25 protein-coding genes are annotated in these 23,225 nt (G+C 51.8%); 13 read left to right on the top strand and 12 right to left on the bottom strand.

The genetic code is table 11. From position 1 onward, the window contains the following. Positions 1–16 precede the first annotated feature (16 nt). The 4 genes from fliI to fliF are packed head-to-tail and all read right to left on the bottom strand — an operon-like array spanning position 17 to position 4,751. Positions 17–1,387, bottom strand: a complete 1,371-nt coding sequence (gene fliI, locus OOJ59_RS05150) for a flagellar protein export ATPase FliI (protein ID WP_042307679.1) — start codon at positions 1,385–1,387, stop codon at positions 17–19. After that, a complete protein-coding gene (fliH, locus tag OOJ59_RS05145) occupies positions 1,387–2,094 on the bottom strand; it encodes a flagellar assembly protein FliH (RefSeq protein WP_069323568.1) in 708 nt (235 codons plus the stop codon). The genes fliI and fliH overlap by 1 nt, the downstream gene beginning before the upstream one ends. Next, positions 2,087–3,085, bottom strand: a complete 999-nt coding sequence (gene fliG, locus OOJ59_RS05140; RefSeq protein ID WP_003030443.1) for a flagellar motor switch protein FliG — start codon at positions 3,083–3,085, stop codon at positions 2,087–2,089. The genes fliH and fliG overlap by 8 nt, the downstream gene beginning before the upstream one ends. Further along, on the bottom strand, positions 3,078–4,751 hold the full coding sequence (gene fliF, locus OOJ59_RS05135) for a flagellar basal-body MS-ring/collar protein FliF (protein ID WP_038641569.1): 1,674 nt from the start codon (positions 4,749–4,751) through the stop codon (positions 3,078–3,080). The genes fliG and fliF overlap by 8 nt, the downstream gene beginning before the upstream one ends. 216 nt (positions 4,752–4,967) lie before the next feature. Here fliF and fliE point away from each other — a divergent pair, with 216 nt between their 5' ends. Further along, entirely contained in the window at positions 4,968–5,282 is a 315-nt protein-coding gene (fliE, locus tag OOJ59_RS05130; RefSeq protein WP_016153486.1) for a flagellar hook-basal body complex protein FliE, read from the top strand. Positions 5,283–5,336: 54 nt separating this feature from the next. On the opposite strand, the gene yedF is transcribed toward fliE, so the two are convergent. Together yedF and yedE are read right to left on the bottom strand one after the other, a co-directional pair. After that, a complete protein-coding gene (gene yedF / locus OOJ59_RS05125; protein ID WP_000790504.1) occupies positions 5,337–5,570 on the bottom strand; it encodes a sulfurtransferase-like selenium metabolism protein YedF in 234 nt (77 codons plus the stop codon). Then, positions 5,567–6,793, bottom strand: a complete 1,227-nt coding sequence (gene yedE / locus OOJ59_RS05120; RefSeq protein ID WP_371414781.1) for a selenium metabolism membrane protein YedE/FdhT — start codon at positions 6,791–6,793, stop codon at positions 5,567–5,569. The genes yedF and yedE overlap by 4 nt, the downstream gene beginning before the upstream one ends. A 164-nt stretch (positions 6,794–6,957) precedes the next feature. Between yedE and yedD the strand changes: the two genes are divergently transcribed. Next, positions 6,958–7,371, top strand: coding sequence for a lipoprotein YedD (yedD, locus tag OOJ59_RS05115; protein WP_268063362.1), 414 nt, complete (start codon positions 6,958–6,960; stop codon positions 7,369–7,371). A gap of 40 nt (positions 7,372–7,411) precedes the next feature. Here the strand turns inward: yedD and amyA are convergent, their stop codons facing one another. The 4 genes from amyA to fliD all read right to left on the bottom strand — a co-directional run bounded on the left by amyA (position 7,412) and on the right by fliD (position 11,162). Further along, complete coding sequence (gene amyA / locus OOJ59_RS05110) at positions 7,412–8,899, bottom strand: alpha-amylase (RefSeq protein WP_160955814.1); 1,488 nt, start codon at positions 8,897–8,899, stop codon at positions 7,412–7,414. 68 nt (positions 8,900–8,967) lie between these two features. Then, positions 8,968–9,339, bottom strand: coding sequence for a flagella biosynthesis regulatory protein FliT (gene fliT, locus OOJ59_RS05105; RefSeq protein ID WP_003030458.1), 372 nt, complete (start codon positions 9,337–9,339; stop codon positions 8,968–8,970). Next, positions 9,339–9,746, bottom strand: a complete 408-nt coding sequence (gene fliS / locus OOJ59_RS05100; protein WP_085048008.1) for a flagellar export chaperone FliS — start codon at positions 9,744–9,746, stop codon at positions 9,339–9,341. Before fliS ends, fliT begins: the two co-directional genes overlap by 1 nt. A gap of 15 nt (positions 9,747–9,761) precedes the next feature. Next, entirely contained in the window at positions 9,762–11,162 is a 1,401-nt protein-coding gene (gene fliD, locus OOJ59_RS05095; RefSeq protein ID WP_121529191.1) for a flagellar filament capping protein FliD, read from the bottom strand. Positions 11,163–11,417: 255 nt separating this feature from the next. Between fliD and OOJ59_RS05090 the strand changes: the two genes are divergently transcribed. The 9 genes from OOJ59_RS05090 (at position 11,418) to sdiA (ending at position 19,974) form a co-directional block, all read left to right on the top strand. Next, complete coding sequence (locus tag OOJ59_RS05090; RefSeq protein WP_160955815.1) at positions 11,418–12,656, top strand: FliC/FljB family flagellin; 1,239 nt, start codon at positions 11,418–11,420, stop codon at positions 12,654–12,656. Between the two features lie 79 nt (positions 12,657–12,735). After that, positions 12,736–13,938 (top strand): flagellin lysine-N-methylase, encoded by a 1,203-nt coding sequence (gene fliB / locus OOJ59_RS05085; protein ID WP_160955816.1) that lies wholly within the window; start codon positions 12,736–12,738, stop codon positions 13,936–13,938. A gap of 196 nt (positions 13,939–14,134) precedes the next feature. Beyond that, positions 14,135–14,854 carry an RNA polymerase sigma factor FliA gene (fliA, locus tag OOJ59_RS05080; RefSeq protein WP_038641545.1) on the top strand — a complete coding sequence of 240 codons (720 nt, stop codon included), beginning with the start codon at positions 14,135–14,137 and terminating at the stop codon, positions 14,852–14,854. 56 nt (positions 14,855–14,910) lie between these two features. Continuing rightward, entirely contained in the window at positions 14,911–15,462 is a 552-nt protein-coding gene (gene fliZ, locus OOJ59_RS05075; RefSeq protein ID WP_069323574.1) for a flagella biosynthesis regulatory protein FliZ, read from the top strand. A 225-nt stretch (positions 15,463–15,687) separates the two neighbouring features. Then, positions 15,688–16,488 (top strand): cystine ABC transporter substrate-binding protein, encoded by an 801-nt coding sequence (tcyJ, locus tag OOJ59_RS05070; RefSeq protein ID WP_032939603.1) that lies wholly within the window; start codon positions 15,688–15,690, stop codon positions 16,486–16,488. Between the two features lie 107 nt (positions 16,489–16,595). Beyond that, complete coding sequence (dcyD, locus tag OOJ59_RS05065; protein WP_087856025.1) at positions 16,596–17,582, top strand: D-cysteine desulfhydrase; 987 nt, start codon at positions 16,596–16,598, stop codon at positions 17,580–17,582. 20 nt (positions 17,583–17,602) lie between these two features. Further along, positions 17,603–18,271 (top strand): cystine ABC transporter permease, encoded by a 669-nt coding sequence (gene tcyL, locus OOJ59_RS05060; protein ID WP_006684074.1) that lies wholly within the window; start codon positions 17,603–17,605, stop codon positions 18,269–18,271. After that, a complete protein-coding gene (tcyN, locus tag OOJ59_RS05055) occupies positions 18,268–19,020 on the top strand; it encodes an L-cystine ABC transporter ATP-binding protein TcyN (RefSeq protein WP_003030477.1) in 753 nt (250 codons plus the stop codon). Before tcyL ends, tcyN begins: the two co-directional genes overlap by 4 nt. Positions 19,021–19,251: 231 nt before the next feature. Further along, positions 19,252–19,974 (top strand): transcriptional regulator SdiA, encoded by a 723-nt coding sequence (gene sdiA, locus OOJ59_RS05050; protein WP_087856027.1) that lies wholly within the window; start codon positions 19,252–19,254, stop codon positions 19,972–19,974. Positions 19,975–20,040: 66 nt separating this feature from the next. Here the strand turns inward: sdiA and OOJ59_RS05045 are convergent, their stop codons facing one another. Both OOJ59_RS05045 and OOJ59_RS28165 read right to left on the bottom strand, forming a co-directional pair. Next, on the bottom strand, positions 20,041–20,265 hold the full coding sequence (locus OOJ59_RS05045) for a DUF2594 family protein (RefSeq protein ID WP_006684077.1): 225 nt from the start codon (positions 20,263–20,265) through the stop codon (positions 20,041–20,043). Positions 20,266–20,284: 19 nt separating this feature from the next. Next, entirely contained in the window at positions 20,285–20,332 is a 48-nt protein-coding gene (locus OOJ59_RS28165) for a hypothetical protein (protein WP_419866966.1), read from the bottom strand. Positions 20,333–20,724: 392 nt separating this feature from the next. Between OOJ59_RS28165 and uvrY the strand changes: the two genes are divergently transcribed. Together uvrY and uvrC are read left to right on the top strand one after the other, a co-directional pair. Next, on the top strand, positions 20,725–21,381 hold the full coding sequence (gene uvrY / locus OOJ59_RS05040) for a UvrY/SirA/GacA family response regulator transcription factor (protein ID WP_038641535.1): 657 nt from the start codon (positions 20,725–20,727) through the stop codon (positions 21,379–21,381). After that, positions 21,378–23,210: an excinuclease ABC subunit UvrC gene (gene uvrC / locus OOJ59_RS05035; protein ID WP_087856028.1), complete on the top strand. Its 1,833-nt coding sequence runs from the start codon at positions 21,378–21,380 to the stop codon at positions 23,208–23,210. The genes uvrY and uvrC overlap by 4 nt, the downstream gene beginning before the upstream one ends. Positions 23,211–23,225: the final 15 nt, after the last annotated feature.

Genomic DNA, 23,225 nt, shown 5'->3' with positions numbered 1-23,225 from the left:
ATGCTCTCCTGCTCAATCACACACCAGGGAAAATCAGTTCTAAAGCGTGCAGGGAATCTTCCCAGTCAGCCCGTTCAAAGATGCCTTGCTGTAAAAATGCTTCCAGTTGTGGCCATAAGGCGATGGCTTTATCCAACATCGGATCGCTGCCTTTGGCATATGCCCCGACGCTGACCAGGTCGCGGTTACGCTGGAAGCTGGATAGCAACTGTTTAAAATTACGCACCCGCGCATAGTGTTGCTCACTAATGAGCGCGGTCATGGCACGGCTGATCGAGGCTTCTATATCGATTGCCGGGTAATGACCTGCCTCGGCCAGATGGCGGGACAGCACAATGTGACCGTCCAGAATCGCGCGTGCGGAGTCGGCAATCGGGTCCTGCTGATCGTCACCCTCGGTCAGGACGGTGTAAAACGCGGTAACTGACCCGCCACCGTGAATACCGTTCCCGGCACGTTCCACCAGCGCCGGTAATTTGGCGAATACTGACGGCGGATAACCTTTGGTTGCTGGCGGCTCGCCGATCGCCAGCGCGATCTCACGTTGCGCCATCGCATAGCGGGTGAGGGAATCCATAATCAGCAATACGTGCTGTCCACGATCGCGGAAATCTTCGGCGATGCGCGTGGCGTAGGCCGCGCCCTGCATACGCAACAGCGGCGAAACGTCCGCCGGAGCGGCAATCACCACCGAGCGTGCGCGACCGTCAGCGCCGAGAATATTTTCAATAAAATCTTTAACTTCGCGGCCACGTTCGCCAATCAGACCGACGACGATGACATCGGCCTGGGTATAACGCGCCATCATGCCAAGCAGGACGCTTTTACCGACGCCCGAACCTGCGAAAAGTCCCATACGCTGACCGCGCCCGACGGTTAATAACGCGTTAATGGGGCGCACGCCGGTATCCAGCACATGTTCAATAGGTGTGCGCTGCAGCGGGTTAAACGGCGGCGTCATCAGCGCCCCGGTTTCGGTGGTGTCCGGCGCGGGCAGACCGTCGAGCGGTTTGCCGCTGCCGTCGAGCACCCGGCCCAGCAGAGCAGGACCCAGCGGTAATTGTTTCCCGCTTTGCAGACCTTCTCCGGCAATATTCTTCGCGTACACGCGCGCGCCGGGCAGAACGCCTTCGACCTCTTCGAGCGGCATCAGAAACAGTCGCTGACCGTTAAAGCCCACGACTTCACTTTCAACTTCCTGGGTTTCGTTGCCATCCTGGCGTTCAATGACGCAGGTGGCGCCCAGCGGCAGCTGTAATCCGGTGGCTTCCAGCACCAGCCCGGTGGCGCGGGTCAGACGCCCGTAACGACGCACCGCAGGCAGCAGCGACATTTTCTCTTCGAAGTTGTCCAGCGTATTGAGCCAGCGAGTCAGACGAGTGGTCATTACACGACTCCTGGCGCGGCCAGACGGCAGAGCTCTTGCCAGCGCGTGGCGACGCTGGCATCCAGATCGCCTTCGTCGGCAGAGACTTTACAGCCGCCGTGATGCAACGTGGGATCGCCGCGCAGCCGCCAGCCGTGCAGACTGAGGGTGGCACCGAGCATCTCTTCCACCCGCTGGAGATCGTCCGGATGTACGCGCAACTGCGGTTTACCGCTAAACAGCGGTTCCTGCTGCAACAGCTGTTGGATTTGTTTAATCAGCGCCGCGTTATCTACGACAGGCGTCTGACCTATCACCTGACGCGCCGCCTCCAGCGCCATTTGCATCAGGCGCGAGGCAATCACGCTGTCCAGAGCGTCCAGCGTATTCTGAAATTCGCTCACCAATTGCTGCATACGGGCAGTGATTGGCGCATGCTGCGCGCGTGCCTGGTTCTGGCCTTGCTCCAGGCCCTGATTCAGTCCTTCCTGATAGCCTTGTTCGTGGCCCTTTTGTCGACCTTCCGCCAGACCAGCGTTATAACCTTGCTCGTGGGCCTGCATTTGCAACTGCGCGAGCTGCTGCTCAAGCTGTTGCTCTGCTGAGAGTTCCGGCTCGTCGGTCTCTTCTGACAACGGTGTTTCACTGTGGTCGGCCAGGACGAACTCCGCCACCGGTGGGGCGAGATCGTCCGGGGTCCAGACTTTCCACGGCAGTTCGTTAGACATAAGTATCCTCGCCGCTGCCGATCACCATCTCGCCGGTTTCCGCCAGACGACGCACAATAAGCAGAATCGCTTTCTGTTCGTTTTCCACTTGCGACAAACGTACCGGACCGCGGTTGGCAAGGTCGTCGCGCAGAATATCGGCAGCACGTTGCGACATATTGCGCAGGAACTTCTCGCGTAGCGGCTGTTCGGCGCCTTTCAGGGCAATCAGCAGCGATTCGGAATCCACTTCCTGCAGCAGGCGCTGGATACTGCGATCGTCGACGTCCACCAGGTTTTCGAACAGGAACATCTCGTCGATAATTTTCTGCGCCAGTTCGCCGTCGAATTCGCGCACGGCGGTAATAACGGCTTCTTCCTGCTGGGTTTTCATCAGGTTGATGATTTCCGCTGCCGTTCTCACGCCGCCCATTTTGCTGCGCTTGAGGTTCTGGCCGTCGAGCAGTCCATTCAATACTTCGGTCAATTCCGCCAGCGCGGCAGGCTGTACGCCGCCGAAAGTGGCGATACGCAGCATGACGTCGTGACGTAAACGTTCGTCGAACAGCGCCAGAATATCGGCCGCCTGGCCCCGTTTGAGGTGCACCAGAATGGTAGCGATAATCTGTGGATGCTCGTCGCGGATAAGGTCGGCGGCGCTTTGCGGCTCCATAAAGTTGAGCGTTTCAATGCCGCTGGTGGTATCGCGGGTTTCCAGAATATCTTCCAGCAGGCTGGACGCGCGTTCTTCACCCAGCGCTTTCACCAGCACCGAGCGCAGATATTCGTTGGCGTTAATGTTGAGCGCGGCAAATTGTTCGGCTTCTTGTTCAAACTCCGCCAGCACTTCCGTCAACTGTTTATTGGAGATCTGGCGTACGTTGGCCATCGCCGTACTGAGCGCCTGAACTTCGCGCGTGGAAAGGTGCTTAAACACCTCCGCCGCGCGATCTTCGCCAATGGTCATCAGCAGGATGACGCTTTTATCGGTACCGGTAAGGGCATTACTCATGATCGTTACTCATCCACTGACGAATGACCAGCGCCACGACGCGCGGATCGTTATCTGACATTTCACGAATACGCTGGCTCATGACTTCTGCGCCCAGACGCTGATTCGTGCGACGTTGCTGGGTCTGTTCGTCTTTGCTGAGGCGAACTTCTACCGCTTCTTCGGTTTCCTGACGGATTCGCGTTTGTTCTTGCGCGGCTTTCGCTTCTTCGCTGCGACGGAGCAACTGCGGGCGAACGGCTTTCCGCCACAGGAGCCAGGCGACCAGCAGAACCAGTAACCAACGACCTGCGGACATTAACTGATCAATAAAGAACGGCTGTTTCCAGAACGGAAGCTCACCCATGGAATCGTCGGTCGCTGTGAACGGAGAGTTCACCACGTTCAGGGTGTCGCCACGTTTGTCGGAGAACCCCATCGCCTCGCGGGTCAGATCCTCAATCTGTTTCATCTGTTCGGCAGTTAACGGTAGCGGTTTGCCATCCGGTAACGTTTTATAGTTGACCACGACGGCCACCGAGAGACGCTGCACATCGCCAACGTTCATTTTGGTATGGCGAATGGTACGGTCGACTTCATAGTTACTGGTTTCATTGCGCTGCGTACTGCGCGGACCTGCATTGTTACTGTTATTCGTTGTCTGCGTGGTTTGCGCATTTTGCTGATTAGCCGGTGGGTTGGCGATTGGCGCGGTATTAGCCGGGGCTGGCTGATTAGACAATGCGCCCGGGACGCCGCCAGGCGCTCCGCTACCAATTTGCTCACTGACGTTTAACTGGCGTGAGCGCAGCACGGCCTGGGACTCATCGCCGTTTGGACGGTATTGCTCTTCGGTTTGCTCTTTGTTGGCAAAATCCAGCTGTGCGGTGACCTGCGCGTGTACGTTGCCGTTGCCGACAATCGGCGACAGGATCGATTCGATCCGGCGTTGCACGCGGGCCTCGACATCGCTGGCGTATTTCAGTTGCGCATCGTTGAGATCGCGGCTGCTGGTGTTCGACTGGGTTAACAGATGACCCGCCTGGTCGACCAGCGTTACGTTGCCCGGCGGTAAGCCTGCAACAGCGCTGGAGACCAAATGCGTGACCGCGCTGATTTGACCTTCATCCAGCGCACGCCCCGGTTCCAGATTAACAGTGACGGAGGCCGAAGGTGCTTTTTGCTCACGTACAAACAGCGATGGTTTAGGCATCGCCAGATGCACGCGGGCGCGTTTTACCGGGCCCAGGGTTTCAATGGTACGGGCTAACTCACCTTCCAGCGCGCGCTGGTAGTTAACCTGCTCGCTAAACTGGCTGATACCAAACTTTTCCTGATCCAGCAGTTCAAAGCCAACGGCGCCACCTTTCGGCAGGCCTTGCTGCGCCAGACGCAAGCGCAGCTCGTGGACTTTATCGGCAGGAACTTCAATAGCGCCGCTTCCCTCAGTAAAACGATAGGGAACGTTCATCTGCGTCAGTTGGGTGACAATCGCGCCGCCATCCTGATCGGAAAGATTGCTGAACAAGGTGCGGTAGTCGGGCGCTTTGGCCCACAGAACCATCGCCACAACGATAGCGACGGCAGCGGCTCCTGCCACAATCAGAGGAATTCTGGGATTCGCGCGCAGGCGGTTTAACCACTCGAGAGGTTTAAGCTGGGTTGCAGTCGATGCTGTCGCACTCATCTCGCACCTCGTGGCTTATCGTGGACGGCGTTTTTTGCAAAGTGGAACAAGACTCACTCCCGGGTCAGCAAACTCGAAAAATTGACGGTCTCATTATTTGCGGTTTCGAATTTTTCTATGGGTTAAAAACCGTGGTTTTTTATCGTTATTTAACGCCTTTATCTTATTGACTAACTGGTAATCTCAGCTATGTGAAAATTCATCCAGGGGATCAGAATGTCGGCAATACAGGGGATTGAAGGGGTCATCAGCCAGTTACAAACCACGGCGATGTCAGCAAAAATGCAGGATATGCAGCCACAACCGACCGTGAGTTTTGCCGGTCAGCTACATGCGGCGTTAGACAGAATCAGCGATGTGCAGACCGCGTCCCGTGTCCAGGCTGAGAAATTTACCCTCGGTGAACCGGGTATTGCGCTGAATGATGTGATGACCGATATGCAAAAAGCGTCGGTGTCGATGCAGATGGGGATTCAGGTTCGTAATAAACTGGTATCGGCGTATCAGGAAGTGATGTCGATGCAGGTGTAGGGACAACGTGCAGATAATGTAGGCCGGATGAGCGTAGCGCCATCCGGCAAACACTTACTTTTGAATCAAATAGCGAATCGTTGGGCCATCCTGCTGAATATCCAGCACCGTATAGCCGTGATTGCGCGCATCCAGTGGAATATTATTGATTGACTGCGGGCAGTCGCTCACCACTTCCAGAATTTCACCTTTCTTCAATTGCGGCATCGCCTCCAGCGTGGCAACTGCCGGATACGGACACGGTTCGCCGACCATATCGAGGCGATAATCAGGCACGATATTTTTCATACAGACTCCTTGGCTGGCGTCAGCCCGGCACGGCGGAAGAAACGCTTTTCCCAGCCGATGATGAGCATCAGCGCGGTAAATAACAGCAGATAGGTCACCAGCAGGCCACCCAGCGGACCAAAGGTGTTGAGCAGATTCACCTTATCCCAGTTGGTGGCCAGAGCAGGCGCAAAATCATCCCAGTAGTAAGCCAGAATGGTTGAGCCAATAACGTTGCCCAGACCAACCCACCAGTAATGCACCTGGCCTTCAACCGCGCGGTACATCCAGCCGGTTTCACACCCGCCCGCTAAAACGATGCCGAAGCCGAACAGCAAGCCGCCAAGCACTGCATTCGGACCCGCCCACATAATCTTCGGCTCGACGCCCAGTTGCACGTAGCTAAAGATACCGATGGCGCTGACCGCCATCCCGAAAATGATCGCTTTTGCCATATGGGTGCGACCAGAAATCCACAGGTCGCGGAAGGCTGAAGTGAAGCAGATCTGCGCCCGTTCAATCAGCAGACCGAACCCGACGCCGAACAGCATCGCCAGGCCGAGCTTAGGTTTATCCATCGCAGTGAGTAACGCCCAGCCGATCATGCCGATAAACACCAGCATCCCGAGGCGAAAACGACGACGCGCCTGATCCGGTTTTTGCGTCAGCGGGGAAGCGGCGGAGACTTTCTGCATTTTGACCGGAATACGGAACATCGGCAGCAGGGTAAAGCGTGCGCCAAACCACGAGCCAATGGCTGTTGCCAGCGCAAAAAACCAGGCGTGTAGTGAGAACTGTGGAATACCGGTGAAGAACGCGGCCAGGTTACACCCCATCGCCAGACGGGCGCCGAATCCGGCAATCATCCCGCCGACTATCGCCTGCATAATGCGTATCCGACTGCGCGGCATGCGGAGTTTGACGTTGTTGGCCCAGAGTGCGGCAGCAAAACAGCCGCCGAACATACCGAGTATCATCATACCGTCGATGCGGGTCAGGGGAGAGCCTTCAAGATGGATCAGCTTGTAGTATCCCCACTCTTCGGCGTGAACGCCAAATAATTGCAGGATTTGACCACCCCAACGGGTGAATTCGCCGGTAACGGCCCAGAAGGTTCCGGTGATGCCGAAGTAGTAAGTAGAGAGAATACCCGCTGCGATGACCGCAGGGGCAGGGGCCCAAAATTTAATTAACCAGGCCTGTTTGAAGTGTTGCCATGACATGCGTTTTGCCTCTGAACTCAGAAGGTATGTAACAAGAAGTGTGGATACTACACCGATCAGAATTTTTGACTATGAGTAATAAGAGGTAACACTGTCTGGATCAATATTTCTCAATGCTACCGAAAGGCTGGCGGCATCAGACCTTTAATGCCACAATCCCATTTTCTTCGCATGCAGGATGAATGATGATAAAATTAGCAATCGTTGGGGTATTTCTGGCGCTGAGCGGATGCGCCGAAGTAGAGAATTATAACGACGTGGTGAAAACGCCAGCGCCAGCAGGTCTGGAAGGCTACTGGCAGTCAAAAGGTCCGCAACGCAGCCTGGTCAGCCCGGAAGCCATTGCCAGCCTGGTGGTGACGAAAGAGGGCGATACGCTGGATTGTCGCCAGTGGCAGCGGGTCATTGCTCTACCGGGGAAACTGACGATGATTTCCGGCGATCTCACCAACGTGACGGTGAAACGCGAGCTGTATGAGATTGAGCACGAAGGCAATACGCTGGAGTATGATGGCATGACGCTGCAACGGGTGGATCGCCCGACGCCGGAATGTGCTGACACGTTAAAGAAAACACCGCTGGCCACGCCGCTGCCATAAGCAGCACGCCCCGGTAGCCAGCGGCCACCGGGGTTGAGTATTACAACACGTCTTCAATCACCCACACGCTGACGCTACCGCCGTTACAGAAAAACGTTGCTTCCCCGTTTTCATCGGTGACCACGCTTTCTTCGCGATTTCCCAGATAATCACGCCAGGTTTTATTACCGTAATTCGCGCCGAGATTGATGGTCTTTTCCCCATCATCACCATTAGACAACACCACCACACAGCCGGGATCTTCGTCCGTTCCGCTGCGGCTAAAGGCGATACAGTTAGGGTGATCGAAAAAGAGCGTCTGTACGCCGTGGGCGAAGCGCTGGCGCGCGAGGATCAGTTCGGCAAGCTGTTCAATGATCGGCATGTCGATAGGATAGGTTTCGCCATCGCCGCCGGTGTCTTCGTAATGCGCCCCGTAGAGGTCAGGATAAAACACCGACGGTACACCGTTTTCCCGTAGCAGGATCAACGCATAGGCCAGCGGCTTAAACCATGACTCGACAGGGGCTTCCAGCGCCTGCAACGGCTGGGTATCGTGATTGGCAACCAGCGTGACGGCATGAAACGGATCGGCCTCGACTAACGTGTCCGTGAAGATTTGGCTCATGTCGTAATCGCGGCCCTGACGGGAGGCTTCGTGGAATTTCATCTGCAATGGGGCGTCGAACAGCATGGTTTTCCCCTCCACCTGGTTAATGTAGGTTTGCAGTTTGTCGACCTCGTGGGACCAGTATTCCGCGACAATAAATAATGGCTTGGGCGCGACCTCCTGTACGTGTTCAATCCACTCTTTATAAAACCATGCCGGAATATGTTTCACCGCATCTAAACGAAAACCGTCACACTGGGTTTGCTCCATCACCCAGCGCGCCCAGTATTTGATCTCCTCGGTCACGGCGTGATTTCGAAAATCGATGTTCTCGCCCATCAGATAATCAAAATTACCCAGTTCATCATCCACCTGATCGTTCCAGCCTTCACCGGTATAATCGTTAACGATTTTGAAAATGCCGTCTTCGGAGGGGTTCTCGATATGGTCAATGCCGCTGAAGCATTTATAGTCCCAAATGAATTGTGAATACTGGCCTGCGCGGGCGGGGAAGGTATAGCGCGTCCAGGCCTCACATTCGATGATTTCATCGTCTATTTGCGTGCGATCGTCGGCGTTAACCCGCTGGACACGAATACTCTCTTTTTCATCCGCGCCCATTTTGTGGTTAACCACCACGTCGAGCAGTACGGCGATGTCGTTGTGTTTCAGCGCGTCAATTGCCGCCAGCAGCTGGTTTTTATCGCCATATTTGGTGGGGATGGTTCCCCTCTGGTCAAACTCGCCCAGGTCAAACAGATCGTACGAGTCGTAGCCAACGGAATAACCACCTGATGCGCCTTTATAGGCGGGGGGCAGCCATACCATATTGATGCCGATATCATTGAGTCCGCCTGCGCGTTCGGCAAGCTCGGGCCAGAGTTGACCCCCATCGGGGTAATACCAGTGAAAATACTGCAATAACGTGGGATTTTTCATCTTCCGTGCTCCAGAAGTCGTTTGGCCGACCTCTGGAGTATGGAAGATTATTCAGATTTAACAGAAAATTATTGCGGGGCGGTGGGGGCGTCGGGTACTAACAGCATGCCGGAAAGACGGCCATAGGCGTTATTGAGCGTCTTCTGGCGTGTCGACTGACCGATAAGATTGCTGAGTTCATCCAGCCGCTGTTGTAACAATGTTTTGAGTAACTGTTCGTTATCCAGCGTCTGTTTAATATACCCGGCCACTAAGTCCTGAATACTTCGTGTAATGCCAGGTGGAGTTTGCTCTTCCATGACCACTTCAATACTTTGCAGATAGGTAACTTCCTGTTCCAGTAAAAGGTCCCATTCACCCCGCTGCGCCAGTTCCAGCAGCGAGTGACTGAGTAGCGCGATGCGCTGCCAACGGTTGATAAACTCCACGGCTGAGGTCATTAACGAGACTCCTGGGACGACGCTTTCGGTGAGATCTGTTTCCAGGCTTCCGCAATGTTGCCGAGCAACCCTTCGACTTCTTCAATAGCCTGACAATCATTACGCAAGTTGGCTTGCAGTAAACGGCGAATCATATAGTCATAGAGCGCAGACAGGTTGGTGGCGATTTCACCGCCATTTTCCTGATCCAGACCTGCTTTCAGACCATTGTCGATAATATTAATGGCTTTACTTAACGCCTCGCCTTTGGCGACGATATCACCCTGTTGCATAAACAGGCGAGCGCGCACCAGGGCACTGTTCGCGCCATCAAACAACATTTCGATCAGCTGATGCGGGCTGGCGCTCATTACGGCGCTTTCCACACTGACCTGTGCATAGGCTTTGGTACCGCTCGCGGTATACATGCTTACCTCGTGTTATCAGGATTTATTCATCGCTGTAAATTGTTGGCCCAGGTAGGTACTGGTGTTATTCAGTTTGCTCATCATGCTATCGAGCTGGGTAAACTGCGCCGTATAGCGCGCAACCATGTCGTCAATGCTGGCGCTGACGGACAGGTACTGTTTGGTCAGTTTCTTCAGCGTGGCGTTAATGGTGTCTTGCGCATTATCGATAATGCCGTCATCAGCCAGATAACTTTTCACTTCAGCGGCAATTTTAGTGGTGATCCCGGTTTCTTTGCCGTCGCCAGCCAACAACTCACGTACCGAAGCGGTGTTTTCGTCCAGCGCTTTTTTCAGTTTGGTGTCATCGATGGTCATCTTGCCGGTTTTGCCATCCTGCTTGATGCCAATTTCATTCAGCGTCTTAAAGGCACCTTCGCTACCAGAGTTGGCAAACTGCGCGCGAATACCGGTCTGAATGGTACGTACCACGCTGTCGCCCACCAGCGCGCCGTTATCTTTGTCCTGACCTTCAGCACCTGCGTCTACGGCTTTATATTTGGTCAGCGTATTAAAGGTATCGATCAGTGAGTTATAGGCATCGACCCAGCCTTTAATCGCTTCCGTGGCTTTCTCATTGCTTTTCGTGACAGTGACACGCGCGTCGGTGACTTTTTTGGTCAGTTCCAGCGTCACGCCCTGCGGGGCATCGGTGACTTTGTTACTCTGACGTTCAATATCGATACCGTTCATCGTGAGCTTGGAGTTTTGCGCTTTAACCAACTCAGTCATTTTTCCGGTGCCGGTTGTACTGTCGTAGGCCAGCATATCGTTCAGCTTGCTGTCGCCGTCAACAGAGATGGTCATTTTGCTGTCCATACCTTCTGCTGCGGTCAGCACCAGTTTGAACTCGCCATCTTTTACCTTCACGATGCTGGCGGAGATGCCGCTATCGGTATCGTTAATCGCCTTACTGATATCGTCCAGCGTGGTTTTGTCTTGCGACAATTTAATCTCCAGCGGCTCTTTACGACCCGGCTGCTCAATCTTAATTGTACGGGTGGCAGAACCATCACCCAGCGCCTCTTTGTTTGAAGCAACCGATGAGGTGCTCAGAGACTGCGCCTGGGCCAGCTGCGTGACGCTGATGGTATAAATACCCGGTGCCGCGCCGGCTTCGGTGGTCACTTTCAGGTCTTCAGTACTGCTGGTCACATTGCTGCTTCTGAACAGTTCCGGTTTATTTAACGCGGTATTGGCCGTCTGGAATTTTTCCAGCGCACTCTTCAGCGTACCATAAGCCGTCAGACGGGCGGTATTGTCGGTCTGTTGCTGAGTAATTGGATTTAAACGTTTTTTCTCAGCGATAGTCAGGTTGTTTAGCAACGTGTCCAGTGGTAAGCCTGAGCCTACGCCTAATGATGTAAATGAAGCCATGCCCGATTCCTTGTGATTGCAAACAATTGTTAAGCGGGTTATCGGCAATCTGCGCGCAAAGTTTAATGATAGTTTTGTCAAAATAATGCGCGGAATAGTGGTGCATATAGAGGGTATTTCACGGGCTAAGAAAAAAGAGAGCGGAAAGTAAAAATTTTCTAAAGTTCGAATTTAAGGTGCCGATACATGGGTTACGGTGAGAAACCGTGGGCAACAGCCCAATAACATCGAGTTGTAATTGATAAGGAAAAGATCATGGCACAAGTCATCAATACAAACAGCCTGTCGCTGTTGACCCAAAACAACCTGAACAAATCTCAGTCCGCTCTGGGCTCTGCTATCGAGCGTCTGTCCTCTGGTCTGCGTATCAACAGCGCGAAAGACGATGCTGCTGGTCAGGCGATTGCAAACCGTTTCACCGCTAACATCAAAGGTCTGACTCAGGCTTCCCGTAACGCTAACGACGGTATCTCTGTTGCACAGACCACTGAAGGCGCGCTGTCTGAAATCAACAACAACCTGCAGCGTGTGCGTGAACTGTCCGTCCAGGCAGCGAACGGCTCTAACTCTGAGTCTGACCTGACTTCTATCCAGGACGAAATTAACCAGCGTCTGGCAGAAATTAACCGTGTCTCCGAACAGACCGACTTCAACGGTAAAAAAGTCCTGAACCAGGATGGTCAGCTGACTATTCAGGTTGGTGCGAAAGATGGTGAAACTATCACGATCGACCTGAAAAAAATCGATAGTGCGACTTTGGGGCTGGATGGCCTTGATGTTTCCAATATAGCAACGTCTATTAAAGATGGTTCTACCGTTCAGGGTAAAGTAACTATCACTGGTAAAATTTATGATACTAAAGGTGGCGCTGTTGTTGCTGGTGCTACTCTGGAGAAAAAAGGTAGTAGCTATTTTGTTGAAGATGGCGGTGACTATTATAAGGCTGATGTTGATGAGAAAGCCGGTACCGTTAAATATGAAAAGGATGCTGCGAATGTAGTTGCCGATCCGAATGGAACAGCGGTAACAGAGATTGGAAAAGAGTATAAGGTTAACGCTGGCACTGGAAATTCTTTAGTGTCATTTAAAGATGCTAATGGTAAAACTGCATATGCAGTAAAAGAGGCCAATGGTGTATTTAAAGCAGCAAAATTCGATGCTACAACAGGTGAAGTGACGGCTGACACCGCTGCTGCAACAAACATTCCAGCGAATCTTTCAGTTGATCCGCTGAAGAAAATTGATGCTGCGTTGTCTGATGTTGATAAATTCCGTAGCTCCCTGGGTGCGGTGCAGAACCGTTTTGAATCTGCAGTAACTAACCTGGGTAACACCGTTAACAACCTGTCTTCTGCCCGTAGCCGTATCGAAGACTCCGACTACGCGACCGAAGTGTCTAACATGTCTCGTGCGCAGATCCTGCAGCAGGCGGGTACTTCTGTACTGGCGCAGGCTAACCAGACCACGCAAAACGTCCTCTCTTTACTGCGTTAATCCATCGATTGGGTTACTTAGTAGTCAGAGAAAATAAAGGCAGCGAAAGCTGCCTTTTTTCTATACTGGAGTCTGAATAATGCAAGAAATTACCGTTACCGAACCGGCTTTTGTTAAAGCCTTCCAATGCTCTGGAACGCAATGTCGCGATCATTGCTGTAAAAGTTGGAATATACATCTGGATAAATCAACGGTGAATAAATATCTCTCCAGTAAAGATGACTACATTAAGAAAATTGCTAAAGAAAATATTATTATTCTTAAAAAGGATATTACGAACTGGGGGACGATTAAACTTGCGGATGATACAAGACATTGTCCTTATCTGACTGAAGACAGTCTTTGCCAGGTACAGAAAACGTTGGGTGCTAAGGCATTAAGCACGACATGTAAAACATTTCCGCGTAGTGAGCGTATCTACAAAAACGATGTCCGAAAAGCATTAAATCTGTCGTGTCCGGAAGTCGCCAGTTTAGTCCTGACCGATCCCAATGCGATGGTTCTGAATGAGAGCAGTAAAATTGTGCCTAATGCTTTTACTGCACCGGTCTTTTCGCAACAGCAAAAGCTACTTAATCTTTTCTGTCTGAGCCTGGTGGAACAGGCAGGACGTGATGTGGATGTGGGTCTATATGCGCTGATTAAACTTACTTTATGCGTTAAGAAGTTTAATCAGATTGATAATGTGGCGCTGGCTGAAGTTGAGCAAATTTATCACGCGATTATGACTCAGATGCAGTCAGGTGAAATGCGAGAGGAGCTGTCGAAATTTTCTGCTGACAACAATGTTAAAGTCAATTTAGTGCTCTTGCTACAGGATTATTTCCGCAGTCTTCCGGTAAGCCGCGCCAATGGTGTACTTAACTATTATATCCAGTGTCTTTTGAGAACATTGACCCTGGAAGATAATCACTCTGTGGGTGAAGGGGTTGCTAAACTTGAGGCTACATGGCAGAAGGTTTACGAACAACAGGATGAGGCTGGATTCGATCTTAAAAATTTCATTTTGTATAAAATTTGGGAAAACAACTTTCCCAATCAAAAGAACGTAGACCCGCTTCGTACGTTATATATGATAAGTGTCGAATACTATTTCATCAAAATGCTGATTGCTGCAAGTGCCTTCGAAAGAACATACCTGGAGAAGGAGGACGCCATCAATATCGTCTACAGTTTCCATTCGTTAAGTCAGCATAACCCTACCGTACATGAGAACTTTCAAAAGCATATCGAGACCGTGCGCACAGGTGATGACCTGTCGATGATTCATCTCTTGACATAATTTAAGCAGGGATGCGTGAAAACGCATCCCTCGCAAGCTAACCATTTGATTTATGTTTGATTATTTCTGATGCGAAATAACGCCATCAGCTACATAAGTGAAATAACCCTTCTTTTATAGCCTTATTCCCCCGATAGAACCCCCTGCAGAAACGGATAATCATGCCGATAACTCATTTAACGCAGGGCTGTTTATCGTGAATTCACTGTATACCGCTGAAGGTGTAATGGATAAACACTCGCTGTGGCAGCGTTATGTACCGTTGGTGCGTCACGAAGCATTGCGCCTTCAGGTGCGTTTGCCGGCGAGCGTAGAACTGGATGACCTGCTACAAGCGGGCGGCATCGGGTTATTGAATGCAGTTGACCGATATGACGCTTTGCAAGGAACGGCATTTACCACTTACGCAGTGCAGCGTATTCGTGGAGCGATGCTGGACGAACTACGTAGCCGGGATTGGGTGCCGCGTAGCGTTCGGCGCAATGCTCGCGAAGTGGCACAGGCGATGGGACAACTGGAGCAGGAGTTAGGGCGTAACGCGACGGAAACCGAAGTGGCGGAGCGTCTGGCTATTCCTGTGCAAGAGTATCGTCAGATGTTGCTTGATACCAATAACAGCCAACTCTTCTCCTACGACGAGTGGCGGGAAGAGCATGGCGATAGTATTGAGCTGGTGACGGAAGAACATCAGCAGGAAAACCCGTTACAACAGCTACTTGAGGGTAACCTCCGCCAGCGCGTGATGGAGGCGATCGAGGCGTTGCCGGAGCGCGAAAAGCTGGTGTTAACGCTGTACTACCAGGAAGAGCTGAATCTGAAAGAGATCGGCGCGGTACTGGAAGTCGGGGAGTCGCGGGTCAGCCAGTTGCACAGCCAGGCCATCAAACGTCTACGCACCAAGCTGGGTAAGCTATAGGGGTAATCATTACCCCTGAACAATGCCGCATTACGAATTGACTACCAGGAGTTCTCATGACGGTGCAGCAATCAAAAAGACGGCCTCTAAGCCGCTACCTCAAAGATTTCAAACACAGCCAGACGCATTGCGCCCATTGCCTGAAGTTGCTCGACAGGATCACGCTGGTTCGCCGTGGACAAATTGTTAATAAAATCGCCATCGCCCGCCTGGATACGTTGCTGGATGAAGCTGAGTGGGAACAGGAGAAAAAAGAGTGGGTGGCGCTGTGTCGTTTTTGCGGTGATTTGCATTGCAAAGAGCAGAGCGACTTTTTTGACATCATCGGATTTAAACAATTTTTATTTGAGCAGACCGAAATGAGCCACGGCACGGTACGTGAATACGTTGTCCGCCTGCGCCGCCTTGGCAATCATCTGACCGAACAAAATATCTCTCACGAATTGCTGCAGGAAGGGTTCCTCGACGAAAACCTTGCCCCGTGGCTGCCGGAAACCAGCACCAACAATTATCGCATCGCATTGCGTAAGTATGAGCAGTTTAAAGCCCATACGCATATGGGGCATATGCAGAAATCCTCCTGGACAGCCAGTTCTGATATATATTAAAAACGAATAAGGTGTAACGGAGTGGTGTTTGTGAATCACGACAAACGCTCTACACTACGCTCATATACACGTCATCCTTCAAGCTGTCTCTGCGTTGGCTGCACTCCCTCGCCCCAGTCACTTACTTTAGTAAGCTCCTGGGGACTTACTCGCTTGCCGCCTTGATGCAACTCGAATGATTTTGTGTATAAATAGCAGTCACTAATGACAATATTCGGGGTAACTATGAAATTAGCACTTCTGGGACGTCAGGCTCTGATGGGTGTAATGGCTGTTGCACTTGTCGCCGGAATGAGCGTAAAGACTTATGCAGATGAAGGTCTGTTAAATAAAGTTAAAGAGCGCGGTACGCTGCTGGTGGGCCTGGAAGGGACCTATCCCCCGTTTAGTTTTCAGGGCGATGACGGCAAGCTGACGGGTTTCGAAGTGGAGTTCGCCGAAGCACTGGCAAAGCACCTGGGGGTGAAAGCCACGTTGAAGCCGACCAAGTGGGACGGCATGCTGGCCTCGCTTGATTCCAAACGCATTGACGTGGTTATCAACCAGGTGACCATCTCTGACGAACGGAAGAAAAAATACGATTTCTCTACCCCGTATACGGTCTCTGGTATCCAGGCGCTGGTGAAGAAAGGCAATGAAGGCGTTATCAAGACCGCTGCCGATCTGAAAGGTAAAAAAGTCGGCGTGGGTCTGGGCACCAACTATGAAGAGTGGCTGCGCCAGAACGTGCAGGGCGTGGATATTCGTACCTATGATGATGACCCGACCAAATATCAGGATCTGCGTGTAGGCCGTATCGACGCGATTCTGGTTGACCGTCTGGCAGCGCTGGATCTGGTGAAGAAAACCAAAGATACGCTGGCGGTCACCGGTGAGGCCTTCTCCCGCCAGGAATCTGGTGTGGCGCTGCGCAAGGGCAATGAAGATCTGCTGAAAGCGGTTGATGCCGCCATTGCCGAAATGCAAAAAGACGGTACGTTGAAAGCGCTGTCTGAAAAATGGTTTGGAGCGGATGTGACGAAATAATCGTCATCCGATGAAAAAAGGCGCCTTTAACAGCGCCTTTTTTTATTTCATTGCGCCTGAATGTGCATAATAAAAAGAACATCACAACAACAAATACCGGAGGCTGTATGCCGCTGCATAACTTAACGCGCTTTCCACGTCTGGAATTTATTGGCGCGCCAACACCACTCGAATATCTTCCACGCTTCTCCGACTATCTTGGGCGCGATATTTTCATTAAACGCGATGACGTTACGCCGATGGCCATGGGCGGCAATAAACTGCGTAAGCTGGAGTTTCTGGCGGCGGATGCGCTGCGTGAAGGGGCCGATACGTTGATAACCGCGGGCGCTATCCAGTCTAACCATGTGCGCCAGACGGCGGCGGTAGCGGCTAAACTTGGCCTGCACTGCGTGGCGCTGCTGGAAAACCCGATTGGCACCACGGCGGAAAACTATCTCAGCAACGGCAACCGTCTGCTGCTGGACCTGTTTAATACCCAGATTGAAATGTGCGATGCACTGACCGATCCGAATGCGCAACTTCAGGAACTGGCGACGCGGATTGAAGCGCAAGGGTTCCGTCCGTACGTGATCCCGGTTGGGGGTTCCAATGCTCTGGGCGCGCTGGGCTATGTGGAAAGCGCGCTGGAAATTGCGCAACAGTGTGAAGGGGCCGTAGAGCTGTCTTCCGTGGTCGTGGCGTCGGGTAGCGCGGGTACGCATGCCGGACTGGCCGTTGGGCTGGAACAGCTGATGCCACACGTTGAGCTGATTGGCGTGACCGTCTCGCGCAGCGTGGCCGATCAAAAGCCCAAAGTTGTTACGCTACAGCAGGACATTGCCCGTGAACTGGAACTGACGGCCTCAGCGGATATCCTGCTATGGGATGATTATTATGCGCCGGGCTACGGTACGCCAAACGAAGAGGGCATGGAAGCGGTAAAACTGCTGGCGCGGCTGGAAGGCATCTTGTTGGATCCGGTCTATACCGGCAAGGCGATGGCGGGTCTGATTGACGGCATCAGCCAGAAGCGCTTTAAAGATGAAGGCCCAATTCTCTTTATCCATACCGGTGGGGCGCCTGCATTGTTTGCCTACCATCCTCACGTGTAACAATCAGGTAGAAAAACGTAATGCAAGAAAGTATCCAACTGGTGATCGATTCCCTACCGTATCTGCTTAAAGGCGCGGTTTTTACGCTGCAACTGAGTATCGGCGGGATGTTCTTTGGCCTCGTGCTGGGGTTTATCCTGGCGCTAATGCGCCTGTCGCCGCTATTACCTGTACGTTGGCTGGCGCGCTTTTATATCTCTGTCTTTCGCGGAACGCCGTTGATCGCCCAACTTTTTATGATCTATTACGGTCTGCCGCAGTTTGGTATTGAGCTGGATCCCATCCCGGCGGCGATGATTGGTTTGTCGCTGAATACGGCGGCCTACGCGGCGGAAACGCTGCGGGCGGCAATCTCTTCCATCGACAAAGGGCAGTGGGAAGCGGGGGCCAGTATTGGCATGACGCGCTGGCAGACCATGCGCCGGGCGATCCTGCCGCAGGCGGCACGCGTTGCGCTGCCGCCGCTGAGCAACAGCTTTATCAGCCTGGTGAAGGACACTTCGCTGGCCGCGACTATTCAGGTTCCTGAACTGTTCCGTCAGGCGCAGCTGATTACCTCGCGTACGCTGGAAGTGTTCACTATGTATCTGGCGGCCTCCTTGATATATTGGGTAATGGCGACAGTGCTTTCTGCGCTGCAGAACTATTTTGAAGAACAACTGAACCGCCAGGAGAAAGAGCCGAAATGAGTGCTATTGAAGTCAGAAACCTGGTCAAAAAATTCCATGGGCAAACGGTGCTGCATGGGATCGATCTCGACGTCAAACCCGGTGAAGTTGTGGCAATTATCGGACCGAGCGGTTCGGGCAAAACCACGCTGCTGAGGAGCATTAATTTGCTGGAGCAACCGGAGGCGGGCACCATTAAAGTGGGTGAGATAACCATTGATACCGCGCGGTCGTTAACTCAGCAGAAAGGACTGATTCGCCAGTTGCGCCAGCACGTAGGCTTTGTGTTCCAGAACTTTAATTTGTTTCCCCATCGTACGGTGCTGGAAAACATTATTGAAGGTCCGGTGATTGTCAAAGGCGAACCTAAAGCCGAAGCGACAGCCCGTGCGCGCGAACTGCTTGCAAAAGTCGGGCTGGCGGGAAAAGAAACCAGCTATCCGCGCCGCCTGTCCGGTGGGCAGCAGCAGCGCGTGGCGATTGCCCGGGCGCTGGCGATGCGACCAGAGGTTATTTTATTCGATGAACCCACCTCAGCGCTTGACCCTGAACTGGTTGGCGAGGTGCTTAATACCATTCGCCAGTTGGCGCAGGAAAAACGCACCATGGTGATTGTGACGCATGAAATGAGCTTTGCGCGTGATGTGGCTGACCGGGCGATATTTATGGATCAAGGACGGATAGTGGAGCAGGGACCCGCTAAATCTTTATTTACGCATCCGCAACAGCCGCGAACCCGTCAGTTTCTCGAAAAATTCCTCATGCAATAAATAGTACAAGCAGCACTCACCGGCATTGTTTTATGGTGAGTGCTGTGCGCATAACTATTTATAAATATTGCTTTATTATTAATGCTTGATTCTGTTGCTTACTCTGGCGATTGAGTCACGCTCAAGTAATTTTTCATTTGTCCGATAATTTGCATATATAAAATACATTTATGTGTTAGCTTGTTTCATATGTTTGGATGATTATCAATCGCAGGGGCATTACCACTTAGTATGCAGGATCATGATTTCTTTACCTGGCGACGGAGCATGCTGTTACGCTTTCAGGAAATGGCGACGGCAGAGGATGTCTATAATGAGTTACAACAACAGACGCAGCATTTAGAGTTCGATTTCTACGCACTCTGTGTTCGTCATCCCGTACCCTTTACCCGTCCTAAAACGTCACTTCATACGACCTATCCCAAAGCGTGGGTGGCGCATTATCAGTCCGAGAATTATTTCGCCATTGATCCGGTGCTGAAGCCTGAAAACTTCAGCCAGGGGCATTTACCCTGGGACGATAGCTTGTTTCGTGATGCGCAACCCCTGTGGGACGCCGCACGCAATCACGGTTTACGCAAAGGGATGACGCAATGTTTAATGTTGCCGAATCGGGCGTTGGGATTTTTATCGGTATCGCGAACGAGTGTCCAAAATAGTCGTTTTGCGAATGATGAAGTGGAGCTCAGAATGCAGCTTCTGGTGCGGGAAAGCCTGTCGGTGCTGACGCGACTGGAAGATGACATGGTCATGGTGCCAGAGATGCGTTTTAGCAAGCGGGAAAAAGAAATATTGAAGTGGACCGCAGAGGGGAAAACGTCTTCGGAGATAGCGATAATACTGTCGATTTCTGAAAATACCGTCAACTTTCACCAGAAGAATATGCAAAAGAAATTCAATGCGCCAAACAAAACGCAGATAGCGTGTTACGCCGCTGCGACCGGGCTTATCTGAATAAATTATCGTTCTGAGTGTCAGACGCAAAACCGGCTGATAGCAATGCTGTCAGCCGGTTTCTTGTTACTGGCGGTAGGCCTGTTTAATTTGCTTAACAGTGCTGGAAAATACCGCAGCCTGTGATTGATCTTCAATCAGCGCGATCTGTTTTTCCATTTTAAGAATCACGCGTCCAGCATCGGCTTGACCCATTGCCTGCAGCATCAGTGTTAACAGGGCTTTCAGACAGGTGACTTCATTGGCCAGTTCCTGGTTATTCTCAGCAGTGGAAAAGTCAGGCGTACTCATTTATTTTCCTCGTTATGTTTCAATGAAAAAGTGCGATGTCAGATCTTAAGGCGGCGGAGTATACCATAAGCGAGGCTAAAAATATCAGTGGTTGTTTTTTGTGCAAGCTAAAGGGATGGACATTAAAATAAACAACATGTTGCAGTGCATATATTTTCTCCACTTGTTGTTTATTTCGAGTATTTTACTCGTTAATTATTGTTACAACTTTGGCTGCCTGTTTTGCATTCAGCGCAGGAATATGAATTTTTTGTCACTATTCTGAAACAGCTATGCAGATATAACCGTGGCAGCAGGCTATGAGGCCTGAAATTTTCCACCCGCCGTACAATCTAATTTCCAAAAACGAGAGCAAAATCGAAAGTCGGACGTTTTTTACATTTCAAAGTTGAGATAAAACCCGTTAACATAGGACCGATTAACTATCGGTAGCGTTATCCCTATTCTGGAGATATTCCTTTGATCAACGTTTTTCTTGTTGATGACCACGAACTGGTGCGCGCAGGGATACGACGCATTCTGGAAGATATAAAAGGCATAAAAGTTGTCGGCGAAGCGTGCTGTGGTGAAGATGCGGTGAAATGGTGCCGCTCAAATACCGTGGACGTTGTGCTGATGGATATGAATATGCCCGGTATTGGCGGTCTCGAAGCAACCCGCAAAATTGCGCGTTCAACGGCAGACATTAAAGTGATTATGCTGACGGTACATACCGAGAACCCGTTACCTGCAAAGGTCATGCAGGCAGGTGCCGCGGGGTATCTCAGCAAAGGAGCCGCCCCCCAGGAAGTTGTGAGTGCCATTCGTTCGGTTTATTCCGGGCAACGTTATATTGCCTCCGATATCGCTCAGCAGATGGCGCTCAGCCAGATTGAACCTGAGAAAACGGAAACCCCGTTTGCCAGTTTGTCTGAACGCGAGTTGCAGATTATGCTGATGATCACCAAAGGTCAGAAGGTCAATGAGATTTCAGAACAACTGAATCTTAGTCCTAAAACGGTGAACAGCTATCGCTATCGAATGTTCAGTAAATTAAACATTCACGGCGATGTCGAGTTGACTCACCTGGCAATTCGCCATGGCCTGTGTAATGCGGAGACATTAACAAGCCAGTGACCGATCAGTTTGATGCCAAAGCGTTCCTGAAGAGCGTAACCAGTCAGCCCGGCGTTTATCGTATGTATGATACCGCCGGGACGGTTATCTATGTCGGGAAAGCGAAAGACCTGAAAAAAAGGCTTTCCAGTTACTTCCGTAGTAATCTCGCGTCGCGTAAGACCGAAGCGTTGGTCGCGCAAATCCAGCAGATTGATGTCACGGTGACACACACCGAAACCGAAGCGTTATTGCTTGAACACAACTACATCAAGCTGTATCAGCCGCGCTATAACGTATTGCTGCGCGATGATAAATCGTATCCTTTTATTTTCCTCAGCGGCGATACTCATCCACGCCTGGCGATGCATCGTGGGGCCAAGCATGCCAAAGGCGAGTACTTTGGACCGTTCCCCAACGGCTATGCCGTACGAGAAACGCTGGCGCTGCTGCAGAAAATTTTTCCCATCCGCCAGTGCGAAAACAGCGTGTATCGCAATCGCTCGCGACCTTGCCTGCAATATCAGATTGGCCGTTGCCTCGGTCCCTGTGTGGCGGGCCTGGTGAGTGAAGAAGAGTATGCACAGCAGGTCGAGTACGTCCGTTTATTCCTGTCCGGGAAAGACGATCAGGTATTAACCCAACTGATCGCCCGGATGGAAAAGGCCAGCCAAAATCTCGAATTTGAAGAGGCTGCGCGTATTCGTGACCAAATTCAGGCTGTACGTCGCGTCACCGAAAAACAGTTTGTCTCGAATTCCGGGGATGATCTGGACGTTATCGGGGTGGCGTTTGACGCTGGCATGGCTTGTGTGCACGTACTGTTCATTCGTCAGGGTAAAGTGTTGGGCAGTCGCAGCTATTTCCCGAAAGTACCGAATGGAACAGAACTCGGCGAGGTGGTGGAAACCTTTGTCGGGCAGTTTTATTTGCAGGGAAGTCAAATGCGTACCTTACCCGGCGAGATCCTGCTCGATTTTAATCTTAGCGATAAAACTCTGCTGGCGGATTCATTGTCTGACCTGGCCGGGCGGAAGATTAATGTTCAGACGAAACCGCGCGGAGATCGTGCGCGTTATCTGAAGCTGGCGCGTACCAACGCGGCAGTAGCGTTAACCACCAGGCTTTCTCAGCAGTCGACCATTACTCAGCGACTGACGGCGCTGGCATCGGTATTGAAGTTACCCGCTGTAAAACGCATGGAATGTTTTGACATCAGCCATACGATGGGCGAGCAGACGGTCGCCTCCTGCGTGGTTTTTGATGCCAATGGCCCACTGCGCGCAGAGTATCGTCGTTACAACATCACCGGCATTACGCCGGGCGACGATTATGCGGCGATGAATCAGGTTCTGCGTCGGCGTTACGGTAAGGCGATAGAAGAAAGTAAGGTTCCGGACGTAATATTGATCGATGGCGGTAAAGGTCAGTTGGGACAGGCGAAAGCCGTTTTTGCCGAGCTGGATGTTCCCTGGGATAAACAGCACCCACTTTTGCTGGGGGTGGCGAAAGGGGCCGATCGTAAAGCGGGTCTGGAAACGCTATTCTTTGAGCCGGAAGGAGAGGGCTTTAGCCTGCCGCCGGATTCGCCCGCGTTGCATGTGATACAGCATATCCGCGATGAATCTCACGATCATGCGATCAGCGGACACCGGAAAAAACGCGCGAAGGTGAAAAGTACCAGCACGCTTGAGACCATTGAAGGCGTTGGGCCTAAGCGTCGGCAGATGTTGTTGAAATATATGGGCGGTTTGCAAGGTCTTCGTAACGCAAGTATTGAAGAAATTGCAAAAGTGCCGGGTATTTCGCAAGCTCTGGCAGAAAAGATCTTCTACTCGTTGAAACATTAGGCCCTCTGTAGCAAC

Origin of the sequence: Citrobacter sp. W9 (assembly GCF_026719375.1) — a bacterium.
Classification (GTDB): Bacteria; Pseudomonadota; Gammaproteobacteria; order Enterobacterales; family Enterobacteriaceae; genus Citrobacter; species Citrobacter werkmanii.
This window is presented reverse-complemented; position numbering and strand designations above follow the sequence as displayed.